Origin of the sequence: Clostridium sp. TF06-15AC, from assembly GCF_003481165.1 — a bacterium.
Classification (GTDB): domain Bacteria; phylum Bacillota; class Clostridia; order Lachnospirales; family Lachnospiraceae; genus Otoolea; species Otoolea fessa.
The window spans coordinates 167,056-179,614 of the sequence record NZ_QUKS01000004.1; the positions used below are offsets into that span (position 1 = coordinate 167,056).

Annotated in this window: 12 protein-coding genes and 1 pseudogene; 1 reads left to right on the plus strand and 12 read right to left on the minus strand. The window is 40.7% G+C overall.

The annotated features are described in order from the left end of the window. Positions 1–5 precede the first annotated feature (5 nt). Positions 6–1,640 (plus strand): TM1812 family CRISPR-associated protein, encoded by a 1,635-nt coding sequence (locus DXC57_RS09770; RefSeq protein WP_182457280.1) that lies wholly within the window; start codon positions 6–8, stop codon positions 1,638–1,640. A gap of 49 nt (positions 1,641–1,689) precedes the next feature. Here DXC57_RS09770 and DXC57_RS09775 read toward each other — a convergent pair whose 3' ends face one another. The 12 genes and pseudogenes from DXC57_RS09775 to DXC57_RS15735 form a co-directional block, all read right to left on the minus strand. After that, positions 1,690–2,046: a CRISPR-associated protein gene (locus DXC57_RS09775; RefSeq protein WP_118652380.1), complete on the minus strand. Its 357-nt coding sequence runs from the start codon at positions 2,044–2,046 to the stop codon at positions 1,690–1,692. 19 nt (positions 2,047–2,065) lie between these two features. Then, the gene (locus DXC57_RS09780; RefSeq protein ID WP_182426641.1) at positions 2,066–2,329 is read right to left on the minus strand and encodes an acylphosphatase; all 264 of its coding nucleotides are present in this window, start codon (positions 2,327–2,329) and stop codon (positions 2,066–2,068) included. Between the two features lie 3 nt (positions 2,330–2,332). After that, positions 2,333–3,307, minus strand: coding sequence for a Gfo/Idh/MocA family oxidoreductase (locus DXC57_RS09785; protein ID WP_118652382.1), 975 nt, complete (start codon positions 3,305–3,307; stop codon positions 2,333–2,335). A 25-nt stretch (positions 3,308–3,332) separates the two neighbouring features. Further along, a complete protein-coding gene (locus DXC57_RS09790; RefSeq protein WP_118652384.1) occupies positions 3,333–4,367 on the minus strand; it encodes an alcohol dehydrogenase in 1,035 nt (344 codons plus the stop codon). 21 nt (positions 4,368–4,388) lie between these two features. Then, positions 4,389–4,745, minus strand: a complete 357-nt coding sequence (locus DXC57_RS09795; protein ID WP_118652386.1) for a hypothetical protein — start codon at positions 4,743–4,745, stop codon at positions 4,389–4,391. Positions 4,746–5,563: 818 nt separating this feature from the next. Further along, entirely contained in the window at positions 5,564–5,851 is a 288-nt protein-coding gene (locus tag DXC57_RS09800) for a hypothetical protein (protein WP_118652388.1), read from the minus strand. Between the two features lie 22 nt (positions 5,852–5,873). Next, complete coding sequence (locus tag DXC57_RS09805) at positions 5,874–7,997, minus strand: AAA family ATPase (protein WP_118652390.1); 2,124 nt, start codon at positions 7,995–7,997, stop codon at positions 5,874–5,876. 63 nt (positions 7,998–8,060) lie between these two features. Further along, entirely contained in the window at positions 8,061–8,510 is a 450-nt protein-coding gene (locus tag DXC57_RS09810; RefSeq protein WP_118652392.1) for a very short patch repair endonuclease, read from the minus strand. A 1-nt stretch (position 8,511) separates the two neighbouring features. Continuing rightward, positions 8,512–9,687, minus strand: a complete 1,176-nt coding sequence (locus tag DXC57_RS09815) for a type II restriction endonuclease (RefSeq protein WP_118652394.1) — start codon at positions 9,685–9,687, stop codon at positions 8,512–8,514. Continuing rightward, entirely contained in the window at positions 9,688–10,836 is a 1,149-nt protein-coding gene (gene dcm, locus DXC57_RS09820; RefSeq protein WP_118652396.1) for a DNA (cytosine-5-)-methyltransferase, read from the minus strand. 213 nt (positions 10,837–11,049) lie between these two features. Next, positions 11,050–11,517, minus strand: a complete 468-nt coding sequence (locus tag DXC57_RS15730) for a hypothetical protein (protein WP_243101442.1) — start codon at positions 11,515–11,517, stop codon at positions 11,050–11,052. Between the two features lie 146 nt (positions 11,518–11,663). Further along, a pseudogene (locus DXC57_RS15735) lies at positions 11,664–12,341 on the minus strand (plasmid recombination protein); the annotation flags it as partial. Between the last annotated feature and the right edge of the window lie 218 nt (positions 12,342–12,559).

The following is a 12,559-nucleotide window of genomic DNA, read 5'->3' on the forward strand; positions in this document are numbered from 1 at the left end:
CAAATATGGACGAAAAAATAGTTAGTGATTGTGCTAAAAAAACTTTTACACTTCCAGCAAATGGCAGCTTCTTCGACTTTGCTCCCGATAGTCCAGCTGAAAAAGGAACCAAAAATCTCCTTCTGCTGACTTTGAGCACGATCAGCCCGAATCCCCGTAAAGGTATTGCGATGCTTTCGACGGATCAAACCGAAGTTCCGGAAGAATACTATTATCAGTTAGAGCCTGTTCCTTATATGCTGATGCATCAATTTGCAGAAAAGAACAATGGTGAAAAACTGGATGGAATTCTTATGATCTGTTCTCCAGCTACTCTGGACGACACCGTTGAACTGACTGATCCAAGATACGGCGATTTTAAAGATACAGCACGAAACTATTTCGCATTCACCACATCCACATTTGCGCAAAAACATCAGTCGCCACTGTCCTACAAAGAGATCTGTACAAATTTCGGCAGTAAAGAAACTGATCCGGTAAAACGTGCGGAGGAACACTCCGAAAACAGCCGTCAATTTATCCATGATGTGATTGAAGAGATCCGTCTTCTTAAGAATCATTATCCGGATTTAAACATCCTTGTAGATACCCACGGTGGTTTCCGTACAGCTCAGGAGATTTTAAATACTGTTTTATCCCTGCTTCAGATGGAAAATATCGAGATCAAACCTGAACATATCTATAATGTAGAATTCCAGCCTGTAAATGGAGTCAGCCGCGCCTACTTCACATCCTCAGCTGAGATTTTCGACATTATAAACTTTGTTTCCGGTATCCATGAATGTATCAACTATGGGCAGATCAAATCTCTTGATCAGTCTATGAAAAATTTCAAAGGAGAAATCGAACAGAAGGTTCTGGACAGCATGAGAACAACAGCCGAAGGTATTCAGCTGTGTGATGTCAACAAATTTGAATCCGGTTTATCAAACCTTTCCGATTCACTGAAAAAACTTGGAGGCACTCCGGCATCGCTTGATAATTCCAGCTATTTAAGACTCTTCCAGGATTTGATTCATGACAGCTATGGTGATGAGCTTTTAGACAACAGCAAGCGAAAAACCATCAACGAAATTAAATGGTGTATTGAAAAAGACTTTATCCAGCAGGCTCTCACTCTTGTGGAAAGCAAGATGCCAAAAGAGATCATTGAACATAACTTCCTGTATTGCAAAGAATTATTTGATGTGACTCCTTCCGGCACAATCATTAAGAAAAGTGAGAAAGAGCACTTAAACGATGATAATTCTCCAAAGCAGCGTTGGGAATCTGTAGAAAACTATATTTTCCAGAAATTTGGCTGGACAAAGAAAGATAAAAATAAAACTTTCTTCCTCAATTTAAGTGAAATTGACGATCTGGATAAAATTGAATATTACCGTGGATATCCCAATTGCTATATCAATCCGCCCAAAAAAGATACTGCCTGGGAAAGCCGCTGCTACCGCATCAGTGAACACCAGAAAGAAAAGAAAGACATTAACGTTTTAGTACGTCTTCACATGGAATTGAAACAGATTCGTAATCAGGCTAATCATGCTGGTGAGGATGACAATCGATACAGCATTGATACAGTACGAAAGGCACTGAAGGCCTACGTTGAACTCTATGAAAAAATAGAAAGAAAATTACATCGATAATTAATTTCTCTCCTCCGACTGCACCTGACGGTACAGCCGGAGGATTTTTTTAATACTCCCGAAACTGTACAAAACGGAACACGCTTCGCTTTTCCGTACCGTTTTCTCCGTATACTTCCTCAACTATCCGCTCGCTGCAGGCTGCTGCCACCCGAACTCCCGCTTCTTTCAGGCGGGCAATCACATGCCAGCTTAAACAGAATTCTCCCTGGCACATGACACAGTCTGGTTTTTTCGCAAGAATTTTTTCCGCATATTCTTCTGCCAGCTTACGAACACCATCCGTACTCATATTTGCCGGAACCTGCGGAAAGGCCAGATCCTCAATCGTGCCATACTGAAGAGCCGCATTTCTCTCATCCTCTGCCCAAAGTTTGCTTGGATGATTGGAAAAATTGATAAACATAGTAACATCCCCCTCGTTTTTATCTTATCTTAAATCCCCGTTCTTCTTCACAGGGAATCTCTGTGATCTCCATATCCGCCACGTTGATCCATCTCTGTTGCTGAATCCGATCTAACATTTCCCGAATGGAAGCTTCGCTTCCCTGCACTTCCATCTCCACTCTTCCGTCCCACAGGTTCTCCACCCAGCCGGCCAGGCCAAGGGACTGGGCGATATAAAAGGAGCGGTAGCGGAAGCCGACGCCCTGGACATCACCTGAAAAAAAGATGTGTTTTCGTACCATAATTTACATCTCCTCCGGATACTGAAATCCCCATTCTTTTCTGAATTCCGTCATCATACCCATCACATCTTTTGTATAATCCAAATGCATGCATTCTGCATCCCCACGGATGGCTTTCTCCATATCCGCCAGCTCATAAGCCAGCGCATCTGCATGCTCGCCGGCCTGAATCACTTCCGTTTCTCCGGAATCTGTATAGGTGATTCTCGCTTCCCAGGCTCTCGGATATTCCATGATTTCTATATATTCCTTTTCACAGGATACCATGCCTCTTTTCGGCTGCTTGGAATGCAGCGACAACATGACAGATGCCATCTGGCCTTCCTGATTCATCAGCAGCAATCCTGCCTGTTCATCCACTCCTGTAGGTGCCGGTTTTACCTGGGATAAAAGCTGATCCGGCTTGGAATCCATAAACCACCGAATAAAGGAAAGCGCGTACACCCCGATATCCAGCATGGCACCTCCTGCCAGGTTTTTATTAAAAAAGCGGTTGTTCATATCATATTCTTTGAAGCTTCCAAAATTCATAGTGATCAGATTCACCTTTCCAAGTTTCCCTGACTCAAGAATCTCTTTAAGCTTTTTATAAATCGGCATATGATAAATCGTCATGGCCTCACCTATGACAACACCCTTTTTATCCGCCAGAGCAATTGCCTCATCCAGTTCCCGGCTGTTTAAGGTAATGGATTTTTCGACCAGAATATGCTTTCCATTCTCAATTGCCCTGCGCATAAAATTAATATGGGTATTATGGGGAGTTGTGATATAGATTACATCAATATCCGGGTCTGTAAACATGTCATTATAATTATCATATACCTTTTTTATCCCATATTTTTCTGCAAATGCAACCGCTTTCTCATGGGTTCTGTTACCCACCGCATCGATGTTTCGCCCGTTTTTCTTTAAGGCCACGGCCATTTCATTTGCAATCACTCCGGTTCCAAAAACTGTCCATCTGATGTTCTGCATGGATCTCTTACCTTTCTTTATCCAACTAGCACTCCACCGCTACCTTAATCACTCCATCTTTCTTGTTCTCAAAAAGCTCGTATGCATCTTCGATCCGGCTAAGCGGATAGGTATGGGTAATAAGCGGTTCCGTATCGATCTTGCCCTCTGCAATGAGGCGAAGCGTCTCCTCACAGTCGCATCCATCTACACCGCCGGTTTTAAAGGTAAGATTCTTGCCATACATATCCGGAAGCGGCAGCGTCTGGGCTTCGTCATAGAGCGCTACCACTGTGACGATTGCATTAGGCCTTGCACATTCCCAGGCTAACCGGAAAGTAGAGGGGGCTCCTGCCACCTCAAGGACTACATCGGCTCCGCCATGATCACTGTTTTTCTGAACATATTCCAGACATTCCTCCGGTAAAACGGTGTATACATCCGGATAGTGCTCCTTTATAAAGCGGACGCGGTTTTCATCTTTCTCGCAGACAATAATTCGTTTCGGTTTCTTTAACATTACGCAGAGAAGGGTACAGATACCCGTCGGACCGGCACCGATGATCAGAACTGTATCTTTCTCCGTGATCTCAGAGATTCTCGACGCCCAATAACCGGTCGCCAGCACATCTCCCACAAACAGTGCCTGCCGGTCTGTCACTCCATCCGGAATCTTATTTAATCCCTGATCTGCAAATGGAACCCGCACATATTCGGCCTGTCCGCCATCGATACGGCATCCCAGGGCCCAGCCGCCATTCTCGTCCGTACAGTTATTTACATATCCATTTTTACAGAAAAAGCATTCACCGCAGAAGGTCTCTACGTTTACAGTGACCCTGTCCCCCGGCTTCACATGGGTCACCGCTGCCCCAACTTCTTTCACAATTCCTACCATCTCATGGCCGACTGTAATTCCAGGGACCGCCCGCGGCACACTTCCGTGTTTGATATGCAGATCACTGGAACAGATGCTGGCCAGTGTTACCTTTACAATCGCATCCCGTTCGTGCATAAGCACCGGTTTTGGTTTTTCCACTAATTCAAACTTTCCCTTAGAAATATATGTATATGCCTGCATTGCTTAACCCCCGTCTTTCTATTATTCATACTGAATCCTATTATAGGCGAAACTTGGGGTTATTAGCAAGATTTGCCGTAAAAAACATGCTTCTGCTTCATTGAAACATTCCGCGTACATGATGGCTAGTTCCAACTGCTGGCAGGCTCCGGTATCATATGTCATTTTTTCAGAAGAACGTCCAAAGCGAGTTGCCTGCGCAAGGTTCCATTGTTCAAGGATCACCTGCATCTGCTGGTTTGTCCGTTTCAACTCATCCGTAAGAACAGCCAGCTGGCTACGTAATTCTTTTTCCTGCTCCATGCTTTCAAGCAAGAGCTGCAGGATATCTTTTTTATTCAGTTTTGCCAGCTGTTCTTTTGATAACGCAAGTGCCATACGGACGATCCGTCTCCTTCGCTTTTATGGATCCAGTATAACAGAAGAAGCGAAAATTTCATTTGGATCAGCTGTTACAGACCTCTGCACAGGGAACTGCTTTGGCTGCGTTACTTCAACAAAGCCGCTTTCTACAAGCAGGGCCTCTTTCACTTTGCGGAGCCAGTAATAATAAGAGTCTCATGAAAGCTGATGCTGTGCACAATAATCTTTGACAGACAGACCAGATTCGTTGCGCTCCTGAATAATAGCAGCCCAGTTTTTTACACGGATCTGTGCTGTGGCAAGTTTGGTGTTCATAATTGACCTCCTAGTGTGAAAAATGGGAAAAGTGTATTGTACAACTTTTCCAACATTATCTCAAACTTGGAGGTGTAGTTCTAGAGATGTGTGGTTTACCATTTACGGTCGAAATGTTCCAAGACAAACTCAAACCAGATAAATAAGCACGACAAAAGCCCTTAGCTATGAGTTTTATACCCACAGCTAAGGGCTTTTTAGATAAATATGGATTTATTTGTTGCACAACCACCTGTCATCATTCTCTAACCCTAAAACCACTGGATTACAAGAATAATGGCTCTCATGCAGCTGTTATCAATTTGTTATCAAAAGACTTCTTGAAGTGCTGCAAACCCGCATAAATACTGGGTTCTTAAAGCATTTCAAATTATTCAAACTCGGTGTGTTCTTTGTGGTACTTAACTATGTTAGTTTAGGTTTTATGCAGATACACACCGTTTTTTACTTCAATTACATCATTTATTCTGGCTTACTGATTTTCTGTTGCCAAAATGTTGCCGCTAATACCAAAGATTTTATTCTAAGTTAAAATCTTCATAACCACATAACATAACGTATCCCACATAATCACAATACGAAGATCCGCATTTTCCACAAGGCTTACACCTTCCTGATTTTCGCTTGTTTTTATGACTTTTATTTACAATAATTCTATTTTCCTTTCTGATCTCTCCAATATACTTTCCAGAAAAATCATATAATTCATCATCATAGAATACTCCTAAAGGATTACCAGTCTTTGAATAGAGATAATCGCCTGACCGTCTGCCTATATATTTTCCGCCCCATGCCCAATAATTCATAGTCCATTCGCTCCTATCTTAATTATATTCCAGAAACAATTTCATCCACATTATCAATTATATAACTTGGTACAATATTAAATTTAATAATATCCAAAAAGTGCAGATAATCATTTTCAATATGATACGTTTCGTCTATGAATTTATACCAAGCACCATCCATTTGCGTAATTCTAACTTCATTGTGAGTTAATATTTCATTCATTTCTCTAAATAACTGCACTTTTAAATACGCATTAGTTTCAGCGTTATATAAATTTTTAACACCCTCTTTGGTATAGATATTATTTTTAAGTTCATCATAATCAAAATCTGGAATATACTCCTTAATCTTAGATATTCCCATAGCAATGTCTCCCGGATCAATGTCAATATATGTATTATTTCCCAGCTTTCTCTTTATTTCATTTGCATGAATGAGGCAAGATAAAATTTCATACACAAAATCCCAATCTCCATTCCGCCCATTTAATTCACTTAACTTTCTTAAAAAAGCCACACGACTAACTATGTTTATATCTGTATTTTTTGCAATTTCACTACACTCTATTGTAATAAGTTTCACATCAGAATTCGGGTCTATCTTATGCGCTTTAACAATTCCATGTTCATTACAAACAAAAGAAGCCTGTGCCTTTTCTTCCCCTAATTTTCCTACTACGATAAAATCTGTAATAGGCTCAAAGTCATGTGTTAAAAACAAAACTGTTTTTCCCTCTAGAGAAACATCCCGTTTTCCAATATTCTTAAACATTCTATGAAGAATAGCATACTTTTTATTAGTATCAAATGATGAAATTGGATCATCCAGTATGATTAAATCTGGATTTTGCATAACAGCATAATACATGAACAGAATTAATGCAAAAGCATTTTTCTCTCCCCAACTTAAATGATCTCGTATCTTTGTCACATCTGTTCTTTCTTCGCTAAAACATTGTTTTAATATTGTACGACTATTATTTTCATCCTCCGCAAGTATCACTAATTCATAGTTTATGCCCGCCGTTTTCAAGAACTCATTAATATCCGTTTGCGATGCTTGTATAGTTGCTTGCATTACGCCTTTCAATGCACCCATTTCTCTTTTTAATACTGCTGCTTCTGAACGTAATTCAAGCACCTGATCATTTATTCGCTTAATAACATTTTCAATCTTTTCTCCACCAAAAATCTCAAAAAAATTTTTCGGAATTTCCATTTCATTAATCTGTTGATCAAGTTTAGAGATATCTGCAAGAACAATCTTCCTGTTTCCAAACTCGACAATAGCCGCAAACCGTTTTAACATTATGTCCAATTCCAATAATAATTTTTCAAGAATGGCCGATATAATATCTTCTGGAACATCTGTTTTTACATAAGATACCAGTTCATCGTACTTCTCCGGTTTAATATATATTCTCAAACTTTCAAGCAAATCTAATAAGTCTTTAAGATTTTGCGAATCAGCTTTTTTATAAGTCTTCTTAAATACCTCTTTTCTCTGATTATGTACAGACCTGTTTAATGTTTCTGAACAATATGGACAGCCATCTCCGACATCAAAGGCATCTCCCTTAGATTTCCAATCTATCCATGGAATATTGATCTCTGTATTTGTAATAAACGGTCTGTAACTATCCAGCTCTTCTGGTATATTATACAGATTACTTTTAGACAACACGCTTTTATATACACCTGTTTTACTAAGTTTTCCATTAGTATTACGTTTAAATTTGCCTGCAATTTGCTCTAATAATCTCTGCAACCCTTGTATCTCTTCATCTTGCTTCATAATATTATGTAAAGCTTGAAGATGTCGATCAAGCTGTGCCTTTTTTTGAGAATAATTAGGTGTTTTCAAAAACACTTCAAATGAATTCTGTATTACTTCATCTTCTTTAAAAACAATATCCCTGACAAAATCTTCATTAAACACCAGTATCTTTCCAACTTCCGGACTGATTGAAACAGATGCTGGATTCTCTGTAAAAAAAGACTGTAATTCTTCTATTTTTTGTGGTTCCTTTGAAAATTCTATTGCTTTTGCAATCGTTGTTTTTCCAGTACCATTTATTCCATAAAGGATGTTAAGTTTTCCATCCTCAATAGTTAATTCTCCCTCTGCAATATTATTGCAATTTTCTATTTTAATCTGGTACATTAAACGCCTCCTCCCTTGCAACTTTCAAAAATCCTAAAATAATCTTTCATTCAACACAGTATATTAGATTTCCAGAAACATTTGGTTTCTCTCCAAAAACTCTTCTATCTCTTTTAAATATTTTTCACAATCGGCTAAATTTTTTTTCATTCTCTTAACCGTACATTCCCACACAATCAGACACTTAATCCCCTTATCCTGCAATTCCATTCCGACAACATGATCTCTTTTTACATTCGCTTCAAATTTCTTCTGCCAAAATTCAACTCTTGATTTTGGCATATACGCATATTGACAGCCAGTATGTCTGTGCCAGAAACATCCGTGAACAAAAATAGCAGTATTATATTTACGCAAATAAATGTCCGGGTGTCCGGGTACTTTACCGGAATTAAGACTGTATCTGTATCCCTTCGCAAAAAGCAATTTTCTGAAATACACTTCCGGTTTTGTATTTTTTGAGCGGATAGCCGCCATGTTCTTACTTCGTTCCTCCGGGCTTTTTATATCCATCTTATTTGCCCTCTATTGTTTTTACATACTGAACAAACCGGGCCAATGTCCATATTCTGTTTCTGCGATCCTTTGGATATGTCGCTATATAAGGTTTCGGTACAACCAGTATAACATTCTCCGCCTGCATTTCATCCATCTGTGCCCCGGATATTCCCTGTTGAAGCGTACACAGATATTTCGGCTTGTCCCGCAAGCGATCCGCTTCGTTCAGCACCTGCCTCCACCTGTCCTTACAGGTTGTTTTTGCTGCCAGAGAAATAATATAATCTGTTGAAAAATCATAGTCATGATATGCCTCCTGTGAGGGAAACAGAAAATCCGGCTTCTTATTTCCTTCCGTAACGGCCTGCGACGAATACTCTATACCATTCCCGTCAAATATTGCCGATAAATGATGTTCAAGGCTTTTACCCGCCCGACTTTTTCTGCGATTCAGCACTACATTAGCAACTCTTACAAATTCGTCCACCGACTGAAATCCTTTTGTAATTATATCGCCATATCTTGCATATTCCAGTGCCCTGAAAAGAGTATATTCCATATTTGTCCAACTGATAATTTTTTCATCAGGATTAGTGAGAATATATTCCACATGATCATATGCCTTTTCTTCAATCGTTCTTGCCGCCGCTGACATTACATCCGATGTCGGAAAATCCACATCAAGTCCGCTGATAAACTCCTGTATTGCCAATTTTTCCTGTGTTTCTGACGATATTTTCCCGGTATCAATAAGACTGTTCGTTTCTGTAGGGCTGATTCCAAATGTGTCAAGAAATTCTTCTATTTCCTCATCCGTTTCCAGAAAATATCCGCAATAATCAAAATCCGTCTGTTGTGTAAATACAAACAACGCTCCTGTCTGCTCAGGCTTCAAAAATGGAAATCCTCTTCCAAATCGTGTGATTCTCAACTCATTTTTACTTTCATAATATGTAAAACAGCTTTCTGTTTCAAAATCATCCTGCCATCTGATCTTCACTGTCCTTTTGGGGATTCCCGCCTGTTCAAGTTCCTGTTTGCTAAACATCATTTCCATAGCTGATTTTGAAATCAAAATACCAGACTGATGACCGCCTGTTGCGCCCGTATCATTTGCAGAAAGAAATTTACAAAATCCTTTTTCACTGTTAAGAACAGATTTTATCGTCTGTCCCGCGTATCCTGTAGTCATCTAAATCACCATCCTCTGTAATTCTTTTCCCTCTGCCAAGTCCATTTCTTCCATTTTCTTTACTATCAGCTTTGCTACGTTTTCCATCAGCGGCACTACGACAGAATTTCCGAACTGCTTATATGCCTGTGTATCAGATACAGGGATTTTGAAATCATCCGGAAAGCCCTGTAATCTCGCACATTCACGCGGTGTCAGCCGCCGAGGATTTTTGCCCTCCTGTGCAATCAGTATTTCCGAACCGTCTTTGTAATATCTCGCGCTGATTGTTCTTGATACACCATCCAATGGAGCAATACCATATCCAAATCCATTTCCTGCAGCTCTGTGCTTTTCTGCATAATTTTGAAGATATGTCCAGAGTTTATCCGACAATGTATATTTCTCATCAACATTTTCATCCAGAATATCCCGCATAACAGGTTTGGGAAATTTAGGTGTCAGTTTAAAATCAAACTGTACATTTTTCCCATACTTCTGACGGTCAAATCCCACAATAAGAATACGTTCCCTGTGCTGCGGCACATAATTTTGTCCGTCCAGTACAGAATAGAACACACTATAGTTCAATTCTTCCAATGATTCCAATATTACTTTAAATGTTCTGCCCTTATCATGGCTGCACAAATTTTTTACATTCTCCAGCATAAAGGCTTTTGGTCTTTTTTCTTTTAATATCCTGCAAACATCAAAGAAAAGCGTTCCCTGTGTTTTATCCTCAAATCCTGTTGCTCTGCCAAGACTGTTCTTTTTGGAAACACCCGCAATGGAAAATGGCTGACAGGGAAATCCGGCTACCAGAATATCGTGATCTGGTATAGACGAAGCTGGCACCTGCGTAATATCTCCCTCCGGCTGTTCTCCAAAATTAGCAAAATATGTCTGCTGACTGTATTTATTCCACTCATTAGAATAAACACAATGCCCGCCGGCCCTCTCAAAAGCAATTCGCATTCCACCTATTCCGGCAAACAAATCAATAAATGTAAACTGACGATCTTTCACTGCTTGCTGCTTTCTTCTCATATCAGTAACATAATACGCAACTGCCTCTCTCACACAGTCCTGCATTGTCTGTTCCATCATCACAGAATATGCGTTCAATTCATTATATAACTCATCATCAACCCTTAAATGTACCTGTTTCATTCACATCACTCCTGGGAAATATTTTATACCTGATTTTTCCCTTATTATACTATCAAACCAACTCAAAATCAAGCAAAATCCACCGAACGTATATTCTTTTTTAATTTCTCACCAGCCAGTCAGTAGTAAACTTCACGGCTACGCTGCTCCTGACTAACTAGCAGAGATTCACTTTATGACAGCTAAGAGGGCTTTAAAGCAGCCCTCCTCCTATCAGCGGGCATCCCGATTATGTTTTCTCCTTGCTGCCCGTTTCTGCTCGGCTTCTATCTGTTCCTGCTGCTTTACCCGGTTAATCACAGCATTAACCTGTTCAGAGCCGACCACAGCTTTTATACGCTCAAAATCTGTCGCCACTATCCTCAATTCCCGGTTTTCCTCCAAAACTTCTTCCAGCCTGTTTGTCAGCCGCTCGTTTCCGCTCCGTTCCCTGTTATACGCTGCTTGCAACTTTGTAAACTTATTTGAAATATCCAGATATGCCGAATAAACATAGCGCATGACTTGTACAATTTTCTTTACCAGCGGTTTTGCTTTCTTCTCCCGATACGACTTTGCAGATTCCATAACCGCCGCTTCTGGAAGCGTCTGCTCCGGGTCTGCGGAAAAATCTGCCGCCAGCTTCTCCATGTTCTTTACCATAGGGGCAAGTTCATTCATGCGCTTCTGGTATTTGTCCACCTGTTTCTGCGCTTTTTCTGCTTCCTGCCGGGACTCCTGTAAATCTTCCTGTAAGGAACGAATCTCATCATCAACATGTAACAACTGTTCTGCAAATCTTTGTTAATTTCTTGAAAAATGGCATTCTTTTCCTGTAATTCTGCTTTTTTCGCTTCCAGTTCTGCAACTTCCTTTGCCCGCTCCTTTTTCTCAAAATCCAGGACAGATAAATGCTTTTCATGTGTGCCTTTCTTCTCCCACTCAATCCCATGTTCCAGCATGACAACGGCAAGCTGTTCTTTCTCATAAGCCACCCACTGATTTAATTCTGTTTCTCGTCTTGTACCGCCTTTAAAGCCAAGAGCTGCTAACGCCTGTTTCAAAGATACTCTTGTATCAAGTCCCCGCTTGCTTCCTGTCGTATATGGTACAAAATCTATATGCAAGTGGGGCGTCGCTTCGTCCATATGAAGATAGGCACTGAACACCCTCAACGTAGGATTTCGCCGCTGAAAGTCCAGCATATATTTATCCAGCACCTTTGCCGCAAGCTGTCCACTCTCCGTCTTTGCTCCCATGTTGTCCTTATCCCCGATTTGCAGGATAATCTCATGGAATGGCTTTTCCTGCTTGCCGGAACGGATTTTCTCATAATAATTGTCAATCCGGCGGTCACTTCTGGTCTGTTTCTCATTGTACCGGGCGAGTGCTTCATCAAACAATTCGTGATATACGTCCTTAACATTTTTGTTGCAGTATTCCACGTTCAGACAGCTTCTCTCCAGGTCAGTATTCTTTGCATGGAATTTTCTGCTGTTATGGTTGACAGAACCTTTTCCTGTCATAAAGCTAATCGTTCGCTTCAATCAATATCCTTTCTCCCTGTTCGGGTAATCAGCGCCGGATACGGCGCATAGGCTTTGTTACTTTCGTCGAAAGCAACGCAAAAGCACTTTTGACAGCCGTTCCGTCCATCAAAAGCTGCCTTTGCGCTCTCCGAGGGTGCAAGACATCCGGGGGACGTCTGCTCTGCACCGACCGTAGCAGAGCGGACGTGCTTGCA

Excerpts from the sequence above, each read along its gene's own strand:
- DXC57_RS09770 (WP_182457280.1), top strand. The coding sequence starts at position 6 with ATGGACGAAAAAATAGTTAGTGATTGTGCTAAAAAAACTTTTACACTT.
- DXC57_RS09775 (WP_118652380.1), bottom strand. The coding sequence starts at position 2,046 with ATGTTTATCAATTTTTCCAATCATCCAAGCAAACTTTGGGCAGAGGAT.
- DXC57_RS09780 (WP_182426641.1), bottom strand. The coding sequence starts at position 2,329 with ATGGTACGAAAACACATCTTTTTTTCAGGTGATGTCCAGGGCGTCGGC.
- DXC57_RS09785 (WP_118652382.1), bottom strand. The coding sequence starts at position 3,307 with ATGCAGAACATCAGATGGACAGTTTTTGGAACCGGAGTGATTGCAAAT.
- DXC57_RS09790 (WP_118652384.1), bottom strand. The coding sequence starts at position 4,367 with ATGCAGGCATATACATATATTTCTAAGGGAAAGTTTGAATTAGTGGAA.
- DXC57_RS09795 (WP_118652386.1), bottom strand. The coding sequence starts at position 4,745 with ATGGCACTTGCGTTATCAAAAGAACAGCTGGCAAAACTGAATAAAAAA.
- DXC57_RS09800 (WP_118652388.1), bottom strand. The coding sequence starts at position 5,851 with ATGAATTATTGGGCATGGGGCGGAAAATATATAGGCAGACGGTCAGGC.
- DXC57_RS09805 (WP_118652390.1), bottom strand. The coding sequence starts at position 7,997 with ATGTACCAGATTAAAATAGAAAATTGCAATAATATTGCAGAGGGAGAA.
- DXC57_RS09810 (WP_118652392.1), bottom strand. The coding sequence starts at position 8,510 with ATGGATATAAAAAGCCCGGAGGAACGAAGTAAGAACATGGCGGCTATC.
- DXC57_RS09815 (WP_118652394.1), bottom strand. The coding sequence starts at position 9,687 with ATGACTACAGGATACGCGGGACAGACGATAAAATCTGTTCTTAACAGT.
- dcm (WP_118652396.1), bottom strand. The coding sequence starts at position 10,836 with ATGAAACAGGTACATTTAAGGGTTGATGATGAGTTATATAATGAATTG.